Origin of the sequence: Rheinheimera sp. EpRS3 (genome assembly GCF_001513785.1) — a bacterium.
In the GTDB taxonomy this organism is placed as follows: Bacteria; Pseudomonadota; Gammaproteobacteria; order Enterobacterales; family Alteromonadaceae; genus Alishewanella.
The window spans coordinates 274,275-290,234 of the sequence record NZ_LNQS01000009.1 but is presented as its reverse complement, the minus strand read 5'-3'; the positions used below and the strand labels follow the sequence as shown (position 1 = coordinate 290,234).

Here is a 15,960-nt window from a genome sequence, read left to right as displayed (position 1 = left end):
AAATATTTCACATCACAAGAAAACAGCATTTGCATACAAATAATTTTTAACCCAATAACTTCTGTACCATAATTAGCGCACGTATATTGGCAGGGAACAAGCAATGAGTCACTGGATCCAGCAACTGCGCGAGAACGATAATGCAGCTTACCTGATTTATTTGCTGTTATTACTTATTTTTGCCGCCGACAGCCAAACTCAGCTTGGTTTTGCCCACGGTTTTTTATATGCGCCATTACTTTTGCTGGCCAGCCTTACCGACAAATTGCGCTTACTGCATACCGTGTTTATTGCTGCTGTAATACTTATCTGGCTAGGGGTACTAACGTCTCCTGCCGCGCCGCAGGGATTTTCGTTTATTTTTGTGTTGGCGAACCGGGCCGGTGCCTGTGTTTGCCTGTTACTGATTTACCTGCAAATGCGCGCCGCTATTTACCTGCACCTGCAACAAGACAGACAACGCGCCGATATGGAAATACAAAAGCAGCAACTTCAGCTGGCGAATAAGCTCACCAAATTTGCCCGCTGGACCCTTGATACTCATACCAGCATGGTTCGGCTGTCGGCAGAGGCAAAAGCCTTACTGCCTAACGCCAGTAGATCCCGTTTTACTTTAAGCCAGTTCAGTAGTTTATTTCAGGGGCCTTATCAGGCAGCAATACAGCAGCTAATGAGCGATTATCTGGAGCAACAACAGCCTTTTGATATTGAATGCCCCTGCCACTTAGACGGCCAAACAGAGCACTGGGTAAGAATTGTCGGTTATGCCTCTGCGAACCCTGAAGCCACCATGCAAGGGATAGTGCAGGAGATTAACTCGGCACATCAGGTAAAAATGCGGCTGGCGCAAGAGCAGCAACGCTTTAAACAGTGGGCCGACAGTATGCCTATTTTTGTTTGGACTGCTGATAAAAGTGGTGCAGTAAATTTTGTCAGCCAGATGCTACTGAACTACACCGGCTTACCGGCAGAGCAGCTAATAGAAAACTGGCTGGAGGTCGTGCATCCGGATGATCAGCAGCACGTAGTGGCTCAGTGGCTACATTGTGTACAAAGCGGCGATCCGTACAGCATTGAATTTCGCATACGCCGCCATGATGGCTGCTATATCTGGCATTTAACCAAAGCGGTAGCAGAGTATGGCAGCGACGGCAGCATCGAAAAGTGGCTCGGCTCGGCCATGGCAATTTCAGTAGCTGCTAAAAAAGCGGACACCGCTAAGCTGAATTAATGAGCCGGTTCAGCCGGCTGATACCAGTCTGTCCAACTGCGGGTAACAACAAAAACAGCATAACTGGCAAATTCTGCCGTTAGCTTGCTGTAAAAGTCGAAGTTAGTCAGATTAACGGTAAACAGGCAATTCACACCGCAATTTACCCGGCGAAACGTCTGGCTGGAGGTAGCAATAACCTGGCTGCTAAAACCATGATGCTGTGTTAGTTGCTTTACCCGCCAGGCATGAAAATCACTGGTTACAATATAATCCGGCTTTAACTGTCTGGCCGCTAAACTGTTAAATTCTTTATAGGTATTATCACCGCCATAAAAGCAGTCTACCGCGACATTATTTGCCACACTGAGCAGGTAATCGACATAAGGTTTGCAGTATTGGGTGGTCATAATCACGCTGCCGCCATCCGGCATCAGTTGTGCCAGTTGCTGCAGGCGCGATTTAGCGCACGCCGGTAATGCCGTTTGGGAGCCACCACAGCCCAGCACCACCACATTGCTGTTTGCGGTCATGCTGTAACTGCTGGTATGGCCGGCATACCAGTGCCTTACCTGATTTGCCACAAAGCTGTTACCGGCCAGATAATAAAACGCCAGCAGCAACCACAGGCCTTTTTTGCGGTACACAATACACGCCAGTAACAGGCCAAACAGCATAAGGTTATGCGGAAACATAAAGGGTTCAAGAATATCTTTCATCTTTACTCCTTGCCTGATGCTGGTGTACCAGCAACGCATTGCACAATGCCCACGGCAGCCACAACATACCAGACGTTAAAATGTGTCCGGCCACTGACGATACCAGCAATAACAGCAGGTTTAACAGCAACAGACTGCGCCCTGCGCCACTGGCCCTATGCTTCCAGCTGCTGCGGAAAAACATGGCAAAACACAGTACAAACGCCAGCACGCCAGCCAGTCCGTGAAATACCAGCAAGTCAAACCAATCCAGCTCGGCAAAATATTTTTTCAGATATAGCGCTACCCCACCCTGGCCCACACCCAACATACGTTGCCAGTCGGTATAGTGCTCGGCGGTGGTTTGCCAGATACGCCCGGCGTAGTAATCACGTGATGACAGCAAAATACCGCTGATGCCACGCTGCTGATAAACAAAATTCAGTTTGTCGTATATCCCCAGCAGCTTTAACAGGCTTTCGCCGTTAAACAGCACAGCCAGCAGCACCAACACCATTGCCAGCATTAGCCAGTACACCAGCTTGCGCTGGCGCTGCCAAAAGCTAAGCGGTTGCATCAGTAACGGAATAAGCAGCACCAGCAGCAACACACCAAATAAACCGGTTTTAGTCAGCAGTAGTAAGGCGATAACCAAAGCGGTAGCGCTGATGCCCCAGTACGCCAGTTTATGCAGCGGCCAGCAAAGCACCAGCAAGGCGCAACTTAGCGCCAGCAGCACGGCCGACAATTCATTGGTGGAGTAAAAAAAGCCTTTAATGCCTAAGAAAGATTGCGCTACGCCGTCAAGCGGCTGATAGGCGGTAAAACCAAAACCGGCCAAACCGGCCAGAGCATTTAGCAGCAGCACCAAAGCACTAATAATCAGTGTGTGTTTAAACAGCAGTTGCGCTGTTGCAGGTAAACGTTGCTGCAAAGACACGAAATAAGCAAAAGCCAGCAGCGGGCTTAAGGCTTTAATGGCCAGTTGAATGTCGGCCAGCCACCAGCGCTGCGCTAAAACCGGCCACTGCAGCGCCGGGCCCAACAGCATTAAAAGCAGTAACAGCAGCAGGCCCAGCACAACCCTGGGTTGTTGCACCAGTAAAGCTAAGGTCATTAACAGCAGTAATAACAGCTTGTAAAACACCGACAAACCATAGCTGACACCATGTAACTGCAGCAGAGCGCCGTTAATGCAATCTACCAGCAAAAACAGCGGGATAAGCCAGCACAGCAGTTTATCGCTGCGCTGCTGCAACGGTGAAGTTAGCGTAGCAAACGACATTATTTTTTAAATAGTCCGGCCAAGCCTTTACTAAACACTTTAATGCGCCAGCGGCTGAGCGCACCCAGTTTGTGTTTAAGGTAGTAACGCCATTTCAGTTTTACCAGGCCATAACGACAGCTGCTGACAAGCCCGAGCAATGTTAACGGAATTTGCTCCATACTCTGGCGGTAAAACATCTGGTTTTGCAGGTTGCGCTCGCTCATATGTACCCGGTGCTTGGCAACAAACTGTTTATGCGCATCCAACCGTTTGGGAGAGTTGGTAATGCGGCCCAGTTCATGGCCCACATTAACTTTGTAGCTGGCATCAGCAATACGCAGTGCCGGGCCATAAGCCTGCACCACCCGCACCCACATATCATAATCCTGAAAGGCTGCCAGGCCGATATCAAACCCACCCAGCTCCAGCATACGCTCGCGCCGCACCAGCGCCTGATTAGACAAGGTGTGCAAATCCAGTAGCTCTGGTAAAGCCACAACACTGCGGCTGGCAAACAGCTTTTTCTGCACTGTGCCATAATCCCAGATATAGCCGGAGCAGACACAGCTGTATTTGTCGTCATAAGCGTTATACAGGCTGCTCAAACGCTGTGGTAAAAACTCATCGTCATCGTCAATACCGGTAACAAAATCGCCCTTTGCTTCAGATATTGCCCGGTTACGGGCCGCGCAGGCGCCCTGGCCCTTACTTTGGCGAAAAAACCTTATGCGTTCATCATTAATGTATTTGTTAGTCAGCACATGCCAGGTGTCGTCGGTTGAGGCATCGTCTACCACCAGCAACTCTATGTTGCTGTAGTCCTGTGCCAGTACCGACTCTATTGCACGAATAGCCATACTCACCCGGTTAAAGGTGGGCATATAAACACTGATTAGTGGTAACTGCTGTTGTTTTTCCATCTTAACTCCATCCCGGACGTTAAATTTTACCTGTCCAATACCACCAGACATACCGCAGCAGCCCTAACTGGCGGCCAATACGGCTAGGCTGTGACAACAAACGGTAAGCCCATTCTAAATTCAGCTTACACCAAAGTTCCGGTGCACGTTTTACATTGCCGGTAAACACATCATAAGTGCCGCCAACACCCATATAAAAACAATCCGGGTGCTGCGCCCGGATACGCTGGATCAATAGCTCCTGCTTGGGCGATCCCATCGCAATACTGACTATACGGGCACCACTTTGCTTTATTTGCTCAATAAGTACGGCTTCATCTTTAAAATAACCGTCTACCGCCCCTACCAGGTTAACCTGTTGGGCGCGCAGTTTATCAGCCGTTTGCTGGTTTACTTCAGGCTTGGCGCCAACAATAAACACCGGCACTTTATATTGTGCAGCGCGCAGCATCAGCTTTTGCCACAGCTCACAGCCTGGAATACGCTGCACGTTTTTTTTCAGCCGTTTGCGCATGACCTTAACAACACCGATACCATCGGCATAACGGATGTCCGCACCGCTGATCACTGCTTCAATTTGCGGGTTACGCATGGCTGTCAGCACTTTTTCCGGATTAATAGCAATAGCTGAACCGGCATACACGCTGCCGTCTTCACGCACAATAAACTCAAGTAACTGCTGCATATCAGCAAACGAGGACACCTGTACCGGCCCTACTTTTACCTGGGGGATCTGTTGGCCCAATACTGCTGCACTGGCTTCAGTCATAATAGGATTTCCTGATAAAGCTGTTGTAATTCATTTACCACCTGGCCCAGCAAATACTGCTCAGCAGTGGCGCGGGCCTGTTGCTGCATGCGCTGATATTCTGCCGGGCTATGCTGCCACATGCGCTCAATAGCATGGGTAAACGCCACCACAAGCTGTTGCTCTGTTTCTTGCTGGCTGATAAGAATACCATTGCTAAGCGCTTTTATCTGCTCGTTGGCGCCATCTGTTTGTGTGGCGATTACCGGCGTATAACATGCCATGGCTTCTGCCATCACTAACCCAAAGGCTTCATGGCGTGACAAACTGACAAAACAGCGGGCCTGGCTGTATAACTGTTTCAGTGCCAGGCTATCTTTTGGCCCCACTACCAGCACGTTCGGGAACTGCCTTGCCGCCGATTGCAGTTTATCCAGCCAGGGGCCAGAGCCAGCTATTACCACTTTTTTATCACTGATGGCCGGCAGCAATGCCAACAGGCGGTCCATACCTTTGTTGTGATCCAGGCTGCCAACGTACAATACATCTATGGTTTTTTGCTGCCAGCTTAATGGCTCAACCTGGCGAAATAGCTCACTGATGCCCGCCGGCAATACCACGGCGCGTTTAGTTGGCAACGTAAAATGCTGTGCCAGCGCCTTGCTGGCGAAAATCCATTGATCGACCTTACGCGCGCACCAGCGGTACGCTTTACCAGGCGGCTGATACTTATAAATATCACTGCCGTGGCAGGTCACTACAATTTTCACTTTGCGGTTTCGCACCGCTTTATACAATAACGCCAGCCAGATAGTGGGATAAAAGAAATGCACATGCACTATATCAAAACGACGGCGGGTAAGAATAAAACGCCAGATAAAATCCAGCAGAAAAACGGGATATTTCAATAATTTGTTCAGCAAAGAGTCACTGTGCCAGCGCATATAATGATAAGCAGGATGACACGCAGCCAGTGCCCACACCTGATTATGCACAAATTTGCCCTGAAATGGTGATGACGGCTTAGGCCCCATGTTACTGATAATTAAAATGTTGCTGTTAGCTGCTTGCACGCTTAAATTTCATCCTGACAGTCACAATGACTGTGTACAATACTTGTTGTCTGGCCAGAAAACACTTAGTTTATAAGGCATTGCTGGCCACGCCGAAAACGGCATAGTAATAACGGATTTTAGCTGACGCCTGGCTGAATAACTATAACCCTGAGCGCAAACCGGAAAGTTAAATGCCTGAACATATTAGCCTTTATCTCGCTGCCTTTATCACATCCTGTGTGGCTATTGCCTTTTTATACCCGCTGTCTGTCCGCGTGGGTCTGGTCGATATTCCGCGCGGCCGCAAACAACATCAGGGTGCCGTACCGCTGATTGGCGGCATAGCCACTTACTGTGGTTTAAGTCTGGCGCTGCTGTTATTTGCCGACAGCAGCATAGAGCCCATTTATTATCTGCTGTGCAGTGGCACCATAGTGTTGCTGGGGGTATTTGATGATTACCTCGATTTAAGCGTAAAACTGCGCCTGGCTATTCAGACCCTGGTGGGGCTTGCCATGACATACAGCCTGAATTTGCATCTGGGTAGCTTAGGCGACTTGTTTGGCTTAGGTGTGGTAGAACTTGGTGTGCTGGGTATTCCGGTTACGCTGATTGCGGTAATAGCCGCCATCAATGCGTTTAACATGACCGACGGCATCGACGGCCTGGCCGGTATGCTTAGCATGGTCAGTTTTGTCACTATCGCTATTTTTATGTCGTTGTGGGGCCAGCAACTGCATGCCGCTATGGCGCTGGTGGTGGTGCTGGCGATGCTGCCTTACCTGGCATGTAACCTTAATTTGGTGCCCGGGCGGCGTATTTTTATGGGCGATGCCGGCAGTATGTTAATTGGCCTGAGCGTAATTTGGCTGCTAATTATTGGCACCCAAAGCGAAAGCGCTAGCTTTCGCCCGGTAACAGCACTGTGGATTATTGCTATACCGCTGATGGATATGATCGCCATTATGGTGCGGCGTATTCGTAAAGGGCAGTCGCCGTTTCAGGCTGATCGGGAGCACCTGCACCATATTTCGCTGCGGTTAGGCTTAAGCTCGCGCGAGTCACTGGCGTTAATTACCTCTTTAGCCTGTATTTTTGCCTGTATTGGTATTATCGGCGAATACCTGTTGGTGCCGGATCTGGTTATGTTGCTGTTATTTTTAGCCGTGTTTGGGGCTTATCTGTATAGCCTGCAAAATATTTGGCGTATTATTTCGCACTTTCGCCAGAAACGGCTGCAAAGCCGCCAGCCCAGGATAGTGAAGTAGCCAGGTAATTAAGGACTGCAAGTAGTGAACATAATTAAAAAAATCCTGATGGCACGCGCCACAGCTATGCTGGGTGACAAACTGGTAAAACTGGCTGCCGGCGCCATATTAACGGTGTTTGTCGCCCGTATGCTGGGCGCCAGTGAGCTTGGCGTTTATTCTATTGTTATGGCCTGGAGTGCTTTTTTAGTGCCGCTTACCAGCATGGGGCTGAACAACATAGTGGTGCGCCAGATGGTAAAGCACGACAACAGCCACGACGCCATGACCATGCTATACAGCGCTATCAGCATCCGGTTAGCGCTGGGTTTATTAGGCGGTAGCCTGATGCTGCTGGCATTTTATCTGTTATACCCCAGCATGTTTGAAGGCAACACCGCTATAGCCATTCCCACCCTGTTTATGCTGCAGGCATTTTTTGGCTTTTTACTGTTTGAGTTTTACCTGAATTACCAGGGTACTTTTCGTAGTGTCGCCTACATAAAATCGGCCATTTCACTGCTTAGTTTTGGCGCCAAACTGGCGCTGCTGTATGGTGGTTTTGGTATTGCCAGCCTGCTGCTGCTGACCGGTATCGAATTTTTTGTCGTGGGTATAGCGCAGTACCTTGTTTACCGGCGTAAACATCAGCCATTTAAAGAAAACGAAGCACGCTGGCCGGGCTATCACCCGCGCTGGTTTAATCTGGCGCAGGCAAAACAGCTGCTAAAGCGCTCGTCCTGGTTGTGGTTGTCAGGCATTGTGTCGGTGATTTATCTGAAAATTGATATCGTCATGATAGGTTCAATGGCGGGTACCGAGCAGGCCGGCATTTACGCCGCCGCCAGCCGTTTGTCTGAGCTGTGGTATGTGTTTCCTGCTACGCTGGCAGCCCGGTATTACCCCGACATGCTAAAGGCCCACCAGCAGGGCTGGCCACATTATTTTCTTAAACTGCGCCGTTTTGCCATCATGTTTTTTGCCGCGGCCTTTAACATAGCGGTAATTATGTCGCTATCTGCGCCGTGGATTATCAGCCTGTTATTTGGTGAAAACTTCTCTGCGGCAGTAGAAGTGCTGCGTATTCATATCTGGGCAGGCTGTTTTATTTTTGTCCGTTATCTTATCAGCCAGCATCTGGTTATTACCGAGCAAGAGCCACTATCGCTGTTAAGTCACGGTATTGGCGCTGTGCTGAATGTTGGCCTGAATTTATGGTTAATTCCTAAAATGGGTATAGTCGGCGCCGCCTGGGCGACACTGATTTCTTACGCCTATGCATCGTTCTTTTTCCTGTTTTTATCTTCCAGCACCCGTAAGCAACTGTGGCAATTAGTTACCACACGTCGCGCTGACATTAATTAAAAGGTTTTTCTATGAGCAAACCACTTTTCGTTGAAATTAAAGGTGTGCAGTTTCGCAACAAAGGCGCTTATTTAATGCTGCTGGCCAGCCTTGAAGGCTTAAAAGGCATTGCCCGGCCGGTAGAGCTGGTGTTATCACCCGGCCCTAACCTGCCCTACCCCGAGCGCGCCCGTTTAGGTGCCTGGCAAAAGCTGTCATTCCGCCGCGGCGGCCTGGATTTAACGCCAATGATCGGCAAATTGCCCGGCGCGGTGCAGCGACTATTTAACCGCTATGGCATGGTAAGCGAAAAACAAATTGATTTAGTGCTCGAAGCCAGCGGCTTTGCCTATGGCGATCAGTGGCCACTGCGCTTTTTACAAAACACCGCCAAAGAAGTTGTGCGTTTTGCCAAAGCCGGTAAACCCTTTGTGTTTATGCCGCAAGCCTTTGGCCCGTTTAAAACCGAAGACAGCAAAGCCGCCATGCGCGATATTATTAACCATGCCCGGCTGATTTTTGTCCGTGATCCGGTATCCTTGCAGCATTTACAAAGCTGCGTGCCTAACCTGCCGGACTCCGTAGTATTAACACCGGATTTCACTGTCGGTTTAACAGCACGGCCTAATGATGAAATCCCGGTGATTAATGGCCGTTACGCCGCGCTTATACCCAACAACAAGGTGGTATCTAAGTTTAACCATGCCGGAGCTGAGCAACTGCGCAACGATTATATTACCGCCTTTGCCGCTGCTGCCAACACCCTGGCCGGGGCTGGTATGCAATGCGTACTGGTAAACCATGAAGGTAAAGAAGATGCCGAGCTTTGCGCAGAAATAGCTGCCAAAGCACCGTGTCAGATAGTGCAAATTGAAGATCCGCTGGCGGTAAAAGCCTTTATCGGCAAAGCTGAACTGGCAATAAGCTCGCGTTTTCACGGTGCGGTAAATGCCCTTAGCCAGGGCGTACCGTGCATTGCCACCAGCTGGAGCCACAAATACCACGCCATGATGACTGATTTTGGCATGGGCGATTACTGCGTAGCTGAGCTTAGTGAACAAAACCTGCTGGACGCACTGAAGCAACTGCTGGACAACAAAACCGCTTTAGCTGCAGAGGTAAAACAAAAAGCCGCTGCGCTCAAACAGCAAAATGCTGCTATGTGGCAACGGCTGTATCATGCTATTGGCTGAGTAACTCAGACTGCGCCCGGAACAAACAGCGGCACTTTTAAGGTGTTATCAACCTTTTCAGGGCCGCCACACATTTCATCATAGGCCGACTGATGCACTAAATACGCCTGGTATATAGTGCAGCGATCCAAAGCCTGCTTTACCTGCTCAACGCTGTTAAAGCGCTGCGGTTTGTTTTCATTATCGACTAAAAATGCTTTACGGCCGTCGTAATCTACCTCTGCCAGGTAGACCCCCATTTCGAAAGAATGGATAGTCAGCTCGTTTATCCGTACATCCTGATGGTTTAAATGTTCTGCTCGATGGTAAGGCATAATGTTGCTCCGTTTTATGCTGACGTTTGTACTACGGCACAGGCAGTGCGGTGGATTAGTAGCAGCGCATAACTGTTTATCCGGCAACGCTTTACTCGGGTTGACAACATACTCTAGTATGCGTTAACTGCCTGCTTAATACGCGATAACCATGGACGCCAGTTTCTTCCGTTGTAAACAAATTTTAATTATTGACGATTGCGCCCCAGTCAGAGCGTCCATCAAAGCGATGGCGCAGCAAATTGGCTTTGAATCTATTCATCTGGCGCGTGACGCCAACGAAGCCATAGCCAAATGCCATGAGCTACCGTTTGATTTTATTCTGTGCGATTTCAACCTGGGAGACGGCAAGGACGGCTATCAGGTGTTTGAAACCTTAAAAGCGCAGCAGCTACTGGCACCATTAAATTGCTTTTTAATGGTCAGTGCCGAGAATCAACGGCAAATTGTGCACGGCATGATTGAGCTGCAGCCAGACGACTATTTACTCAAGCCGTTTTCTTATCAGCAACTGGAAGAGCGGATTGTTCGCGCCATCACAAACCGTATTGCGCTGCGTAAAATTTATGTTCACCTGTTTGAGCATGACTATAAAAACGCTATTACCGAGTGCGACAAAGCCATTACCAGCAAGCCCGAGTTTGCTATTGCGGCTATGCGGATCAAAGGTGAGCTGCTGATAAAGCTGCGGCTATTTGCTCAGGCAGAGCAATTTTATCTGCAGATAATGCAGCAATATAAAAAAGCGGCCTGGGCCAGGCTTGGTTATGCGCTGGCCTGCTTTTATCAGGAGCGCTGGGATGACACCGAATTGCAACTGGCCGATCTTACCCAGTTTGATGAAACCAAAGTAGAAGCGCTCGACTGGCTGTCGCGGCTGTATGTAAAGTATCGGCGCTTTCAGATCGCCCACAACACCTTATACGAAGCCGTGTTGTTATCGCCGAAAAATATCACCCGGCAAAAAACTCTGGCTAATCTGGCTTCTATCGTTGGCGACAAACTGGCCGCCGCGCGTATTAACGCCAAAATTGTTATAGCAGCACGCCACTCGGTAAACGATATTGCTGACAACTACCTTAACCAGGCCAGAGCACTGGTAGACGCAGCTTATTGCGGCAACGTGCTGGAGCGCGCGGTAACCGTAAATAATGCCGCCAGAATAGTCGATCATCTGGCAAAACGCTTTGATATTGCCAAACTTAAAGCTGAAATTACCGTACTGCGTTGCCGTTTTCTGGCCGCCAAAGGTGAACTGGCCGATGCCAAGCAATTAATTGCTGAGGTGCCAGTCTCGCATAAAACTAATATGAGTATCGACAGCTGCCTTGATGCCGCCAAAGCCTACTTTGAGCTGGGCGATCTCTATGCCAGCCAGAGCTATATCGACAAGTTGCAGCATATTCTGGACCGGGACGACTTTCTGACAGAAACCCAGCGCATTATGCTGGAAATGGAGCAAGCCCGGCATGAAGAACTCAAAGCCAAGCTAAAAATTATCAACGCCGAAGCGGCCGAGGCCTATCAGCGGGAAAATTATGATCAGGCGTTCGAGCGCTTTGCCGAAACCTTCGATTACATGCCAACCAACCCCACCATTGCCTTAAACCTGATGCAAACCATGACCAAAGGCGTCAGGTTGATACCGTTAACCCAGCGTTATATCCGTGCCGCCGTAAAGTTGCTGGCAAAAAGCGAACTGGACGAAGAAATGAGCATCCGCTTCAAGCGCTACCTAAACCAGCTAAAAGAAATGCACCCCGAACTTATTCCACGACGCAGGCCAAAAGAGCGGGAAGTGTTGTAGCAAAACGGCCGGGTCGCCCGACATAAACAAGCACTTTAAGGCTGTTTGTCATCAGGGGAACGCATCAGCAATTTAGCGGAAGTCATGATCCGCAGGGTAAAGAATGTCAAAGCACTCAGGATCAGTGCAATTTCCAGCCGCCCGGTGGCTACAGACACCCCGATGGCGCCGGTTAACCATAGACTCGCGGCCGTTGCGGTACCGGAGACAAAGCTTTCACCTTCGATAACATTTTTCAGAATAGCACCGCCGCCAATAAATCCTATGCCGGTGATAATCCCCTCCATAACACGAGATTCAGCATCAGTTGAACTCAACACTTCAAGACCCACCAACATATATCCACACGCGGCCACCGCTACCAAAGGGAAGGTACGCAGCCCTGCCGTACGTTCATTTTTTTCCCGATCCCAACCAATTGGCAACGCAAGGACAAACGCAAACACCAGGTCGCGAATATGCAGAATGACCACACTCCATTCAAATTCAGGTATCAGATTCATAGGCTTCAGCTACAGGATAGTTAACCATTTATAAACATCAGAAAATAACCCGGCGTTTGGCGCCAGGTTACGTATTTAAGCATTACGACTGACCACGTGACCAATCTTTGCATAGTTAGTCTTTGCATAGTTGGTGCCATATTAGTACATGCCTCAAACAGTAACCTCCCACGCAGCTTACAGACACCTACTGGTATTTTCACATCAAGCTTACAGGTTAGATGTATGTAATTTTTTTATTGGCACAGGCAAATATTACTCAACTGTACATTAAACGAAACCAGCCTCTGTTGCCTGAAACCCATACCATGGCTGAGGCGTATCTGTGCGCTGTTGCACCGAGTACAAGACTGCACTGAATGAGCGGTTTTAATCCGGTTCAACACGCCACAAGCGTTCGCTATCGTACAGACAGTTTTATTCACTGCCCGCAAAATCAGTAGAGGCCAGCGGTTCGGGCACCAGCCCGATTGTCCACATTCCTCATTTCAGCGCATTAGCCGTTCGTTATTAAACGCGTTGGCAAAAAAAGGTGATTAAAAATGGCTACAAACAACAAACCAGCTGCACCATCGCAACTGAGCAGCAAAAGCGATAAATCGGCCAAGGCCAAACCCGGCGATAATGGCGTATTAAAAACTAACTACGTTGCTACCCGGCAAGCTGAGGCCTGCAATGCTTTGGTTGCGGCAATACCCCACAACAGCAACAAACCGCTTGAACACGGAGCAGACAACGCCGTAACGCCGCCATCTGGTGTGACGGCAGAGCCTGCTTCGCCTGAGTTAACCGCCAGCACCCACACCGAGCAAAACGCCACCGCCAAAACCGGTAGCGCAGCGCAACCCGGCGCTAACCCGACAGTTGCGCCGCTTGACCGGGTGCGGGTAGATGCCAGTGCTCAGCCATTAACCACTAATCAGGGTGTTGCCGTTGGCGATAACCAAAACAGCTTGAAAGCCGGTTTGCGAGGGCCCTCATTGTTGGAAGATTTTATTCTGCGGGAAAAAATCACCCATTTTGATCACGAGCGCATCCCCGAGCGGGTGGTACATGCCCGTGGCTCAGCCGCACATGGCTATTTTGAAGCCTACGATGCCCAAAGCAAATACACCCGCGCCGCGCCATTTAGTGAAAAAGGCAAGATAACGCCGGTATTTGTGCGCTTTTCTACCGTGGCCGGTGAGCGCGGCTCAAAAGACACCGCACGCGACGCCCGCGGCTTTGCGGTAAAGTTTTATACCGACGAAGGCAACTGGGATCTGGTGGGCAACAATATACCGGTATTTTTTATTCAGGATGCGATGAAGTTTCCTGATCTGGTGCACGCCGTTAAGCCCGAACCACACCACGGCATGCCTCAAGCGGCGTCGGCGCATGACACTTTCTGGGATTTTGTGTCGTTAATGCCGGAATCGACGCATATGCTGATGTGGGTAATGTCCGACCGCGGCATTCCGCGCAGTTACCGGATGATGCAGGGCTTTGGCGTGCATACTTTCCGCCTGGTTAATGAGCAGGGCCAGTCAGTATTTTGTAAATTTCACTGGAAGCCGCTACAGGGTACTCACTCTCTGGTGTGGGATGAAGCGGTAAAGATCTCCGGTGCCGATCCCGATTTTCACCGCCGTGATTTATGGGAAGCCATCGAATCCGGCGAGTTTCCGCAGTGGGAGCTGGGGCTACAAATATTCAGTGAAGCACAGGCTGAAGGCTTTAGCTTTGATGTGCTGGATTCCACCAAGCTGATACCCGAAGAGCTGGTGCCGTTGATACCATTTGGCCGCATGGTACTTAACCGTAATCCGGACAATTTTTTTGCTGAAACCGAGCAAGTTGCATTTTGTACGGCGCATGTTATCCCCGGCATTGATTTTTCCAACGACCCACTGCTGGCTGGCCGGCTGCACTCTTATGTCGATACGCAAATTAGCCGCCTCGGTGGGCCTAATTTCCACGAAATCCCAATTAACACGCCGGTTGCCCAGGTACAAAACAACCAGCGCGACGGTATGCATCGCCAGGCAATAAACCGTGGCCGCGTAGCCTATGAGCCAAACTCCCTGGCCGGTGGCTGCCCGTTTCAGGCCGGCGCCAAAGGTTTTGTATCTTTCCCTGATGCCGTTAGTGAGGGCAACAGCAGTCAAAACCTCGTTAGCGATGACAAAGTGCGCGGCAAGCCAGAAAAGTTCGCCGAGCACTATGCTCAGGCCACGCTGTTCTTCGCCAGCCAAACGCCTGTTGAGCAGCAACATATTGCTGACGCCTTTCGCTTTGAGTTAAGCAAAGTAGAGGTGCCTGCTATACGTGAGCGAATGCTGTCTTCTTTGGTAAACGTATCGCAGGAACTGGCGGCAAAGGTTGCAGCAGGCTTAGGTATGCCGCTGCCCGAAGCTATGCCTAAAACCGTTACCGAACCACAAACACCGGAGGTAAGGGTTTCACCGGCACTCTCGCTGATGGCACTGCCAGGCGAATGCGGCATCCGCAGCCGCCAGATAGCCGTGTTGGTTGAAAATGGCGTGCACCATGCCTCACTTGTTGCAATTAATACCGCGCTGACCGATGCCGGCGCCGTGGTGCATTTCGTTGGGCCAAGAGTAGGTATTTTCACTGGCGCCGGGGGCGAAAAAATAGCCGCCAATAAGTCGATGGAGAATGCGCCCTCAGTACTGTTTGATGCATTGGTGCTACCCGATGGTAGCGACGCTGTGCAGGCACTGGCAGACAACATAGATACCATGGCATTTGTAAAAGATGTATTTCGCCACGGCAAAGCACTGTTGGCATTAGGCGCCGGGCAAGAGCTGCTGGATATGGCAGGCATAGAACTTTTAACGGACCAGAACACCGGTGTCTTGCTGTCAGAAAGTGCCGACGCCGCAGCTATAACCGCAGACTTTATTAAAGCCGTTGCGGCGCATCGCCATCCGGCACGCGATAGCGAAACAATAGGCAAATGAGGCAACGCGATAGCTTATGCGCAGCCTACCCCTGTTTAAACAACGTGATAACGGAGCAACTTATGAAAAAGACACCTTACATTAAGCAGCAACTGCACGAGTTGCTATATCAGGCACTGGAGACTGAACGTGGCGGTATCAAAATATACCAAACTGCGTTGTCCTGTGTGCAAAACAAAGATTTAAAAACAGAGTGGCAAGAGTATCTGGAGCAAACCCGCAGCCACGAGCAACAGCTGCTAACAGTGTTCGAACAGCTGAGCCTGGAGCCGGACACGATGACTCCGGGGCGGGAAGTCGTCGCGCATATCGGCGCGTCACTGGTTGCGGCAATGGAAATGGCAAAAGCGAAGGGCGATGCAGCGGCGGCACAACTGGTAGCCGGCGAGTGCGTAGTGCTGGCTGAAACCAAAGATCATCTGAACTGGGAGTTGATTGGCCATCTGGCACAGCACGGCCAGGGCGACGATACCGCAGCGCTTAAAACCGCGTTCGACGCTGTAGAGCAGGAAGAAGATCATCACCTGTATCACACCAAGGGCTTCCTGCGCGAATTATGGCTTGAGTCGCTGGGTTTACCGGCTGTTTTGCCTCCGCCTGAGGAAGTAAAGAAAGTTGAATCTGCCATCGGCGCTGCGCGGGCAGAAAATGCCCGCGATGACATGCTCAAATCTGCGCCTTAACCTTACGT

At 50.1% G+C, this 15,960-nt stretch carries 14 protein-coding genes; 7 read left to right on the top strand and 7 right to left on the bottom strand.

Features of this window, described 5'->3' with window-relative positions; translation table 11 throughout:
- Positions 1-103: 103 nt before the first annotated feature.
- Positions 104-1,231, top strand: a complete 1,128-nt coding sequence (locus tag AR688_RS13780) for a PAS domain-containing protein (RefSeq protein WP_068234970.1) — start codon at positions 104-106, stop codon at positions 1,229-1,231.
- Here the strand turns inward: AR688_RS13780 and AR688_RS13775 are convergent.
- Genes AR688_RS13775 through AR688_RS13755 form a run of 5 tightly spaced genes read right to left on the bottom strand, consistent with a single transcriptional unit; the run spans position 1,228 to position 5,916 of the window.
- On the bottom strand, positions 1,228-1,929 hold the full coding sequence (locus AR688_RS13775; RefSeq protein ID WP_068234967.1) for a hypothetical protein: 702 nt from the start codon (positions 1,927-1,929) through the stop codon (positions 1,228-1,230). The two genes, AR688_RS13780 and AR688_RS13775, sit on opposite strands and share 4 nt — an antisense overlap.
- Positions 1,913-3,193 (bottom strand): O-antigen ligase family protein, encoded by a 1,281-nt coding sequence (locus AR688_RS13770; RefSeq protein WP_068234964.1) that lies wholly within the window; start codon positions 3,191-3,193, stop codon positions 1,913-1,915. Before AR688_RS13770 ends, AR688_RS13775 begins: the two co-directional genes overlap by 17 nt.
- Entirely contained in the window at positions 3,193-4,095 is a 903-nt protein-coding gene (locus tag AR688_RS13765; RefSeq protein WP_068234961.1) for a glycosyltransferase, read from the bottom strand. Before AR688_RS13765 ends, AR688_RS13770 begins: the two co-directional genes overlap by 1 nt.
- A gap of 19 nt (positions 4,096-4,114) precedes the next feature.
- Complete coding sequence (locus AR688_RS13760; protein ID WP_068234958.1) at positions 4,115-4,864, bottom strand: WecB/TagA/CpsF family glycosyltransferase; 750 nt, start codon at positions 4,862-4,864, stop codon at positions 4,115-4,117.
- Positions 4,861-5,916 (bottom strand): glycosyltransferase family 4 protein, encoded by a 1,056-nt coding sequence (locus AR688_RS13755; RefSeq protein ID WP_197412228.1) that lies wholly within the window; start codon positions 5,914-5,916, stop codon positions 4,861-4,863. The genes AR688_RS13760 and AR688_RS13755 overlap by 4 nt, the downstream gene beginning before the upstream one ends.
- A gap of 173 nt (positions 5,917-6,089) precedes the next feature.
- On the opposite strand from AR688_RS13755, the gene wecA reads away from it, so the two are divergent.
- The 3 genes from wecA to AR688_RS13740 are packed head-to-tail and all read left to right on the top strand — an operon-like array spanning position 6,090 to position 9,682.
- On the top strand, positions 6,090-7,166 hold the full coding sequence (wecA, locus tag AR688_RS13750) for a UDP-N-acetylglucosamine--undecaprenyl-phosphate N-acetylglucosaminephosphotransferase (protein ID WP_068234956.1): 1,077 nt from the start codon (positions 6,090-6,092) through the stop codon (positions 7,164-7,166).
- 24 nt (positions 7,167-7,190) lie between these two features.
- Positions 7,191-8,510 (top strand): flippase, encoded by a 1,320-nt coding sequence (locus AR688_RS13745; protein WP_068234953.1) that lies wholly within the window; start codon positions 7,191-7,193, stop codon positions 8,508-8,510.
- Between the two features lie 11 nt (positions 8,511-8,521).
- Positions 8,522-9,682 (top strand): polysaccharide pyruvyl transferase family protein, encoded by a 1,161-nt coding sequence (locus tag AR688_RS13740; RefSeq protein ID WP_068234950.1) that lies wholly within the window; start codon positions 8,522-8,524, stop codon positions 9,680-9,682.
- A gap of 5 nt (positions 9,683-9,687) precedes the next feature.
- On the opposite strand, the gene AR688_RS13735 is transcribed toward AR688_RS13740, so the two are convergent.
- Complete coding sequence (locus AR688_RS13735; protein ID WP_068234947.1) at positions 9,688-9,996, bottom strand: DUF6482 family protein; 309 nt, start codon at positions 9,994-9,996, stop codon at positions 9,688-9,690.
- 151 nt (positions 9,997-10,147) lie between these two features.
- Here AR688_RS13735 and AR688_RS13730 point away from each other — a divergent pair, with 151 nt between their 5' ends.
- Entirely contained in the window at positions 10,148-11,803 is a 1,656-nt protein-coding gene (locus AR688_RS13730; protein ID WP_068234944.1) for a response regulator, read from the top strand.
- 35 nt (positions 11,804-11,838) lie between these two features.
- On the opposite strand, the gene AR688_RS13725 is transcribed toward AR688_RS13730, so the two are convergent.
- Positions 11,839-12,306 (bottom strand): MgtC/SapB family protein, encoded by a 468-nt coding sequence (locus tag AR688_RS13725; RefSeq protein ID WP_068234941.1) that lies wholly within the window; start codon positions 12,304-12,306, stop codon positions 11,839-11,841.
- Between the two features lie 542 nt (positions 12,307-12,848).
- Here AR688_RS13725 and AR688_RS13720 point away from each other — a divergent pair.
- Both AR688_RS13720 and AR688_RS13715 read left to right on the top strand, forming a co-directional pair.
- Positions 12,849-15,269, top strand: a complete 2,421-nt coding sequence (locus AR688_RS13720) for a catalase (RefSeq protein WP_082694780.1) — start codon at positions 12,849-12,851, stop codon at positions 15,267-15,269.
- A gap of 62 nt (positions 15,270-15,331) precedes the next feature.
- Complete coding sequence (locus AR688_RS13715) at positions 15,332-15,952, top strand: hypothetical protein (protein ID WP_068234938.1); 621 nt, start codon at positions 15,332-15,334, stop codon at positions 15,950-15,952.
- Positions 15,953-15,960 lie beyond the last annotated feature (8 nt).

Coding starts and splice junctions, on each gene's coding strand:
- AR688_RS13780 (WP_068234970.1), top strand. CDS start 104: ATGAGTCACTGGATCCAGCAACTGCGCGAGAACGATAATGCAGCTTAC.
- AR688_RS13775 (WP_068234967.1), bottom strand. CDS start 1,929: ATGAAAGATATTCTTGAACCCTTTATGTTTCCGCATAACCTTATGCTG.
- AR688_RS13770 (WP_068234964.1), bottom strand. CDS start 3,193: ATGTCGTTTGCTACGCTAACTTCACCGTTGCAGCAGCGCAGCGATAAA.
- AR688_RS13765 (WP_068234961.1), bottom strand. CDS start 4,095: ATGGAAAAACAACAGCAGTTACCACTAATCAGTGTTTATATGCCCACC.
- AR688_RS13760 (WP_068234958.1), bottom strand. CDS start 4,864: ATGACTGAAGCCAGTGCAGCAGTATTGGGCCAACAGATCCCCCAGGTA.
- wecA (WP_068234956.1), top strand. CDS start 6,090: ATGCCTGAACATATTAGCCTTTATCTCGCTGCCTTTATCACATCCTGT.
- AR688_RS13740 (WP_068234950.1), top strand. CDS start 8,522: ATGAGCAAACCACTTTTCGTTGAAATTAAAGGTGTGCAGTTTCGCAAC.
- AR688_RS13735 (WP_068234947.1), bottom strand. CDS start 9,996: ATGCCTTACCATCGAGCAGAACATTTAAACCATCAGGATGTACGGATA.
- AR688_RS13730 (WP_068234944.1), top strand. CDS start 10,148: ATGGACGCCAGTTTCTTCCGTTGTAAACAAATTTTAATTATTGACGAT.
- AR688_RS13725 (WP_068234941.1), bottom strand. CDS start 12,306: ATGAATCTGATACCTGAATTTGAATGGAGTGTGGTCATTCTGCATATT.
- AR688_RS13720 (WP_082694780.1), top strand. CDS start 12,849: ATGGCTACAAACAACAAACCAGCTGCACCATCGCAACTGAGCAGCAAA.
- AR688_RS13715 (WP_068234938.1), top strand. CDS start 15,332: ATGAAAAAGACACCTTACATTAAGCAGCAACTGCACGAGTTGCTATAT.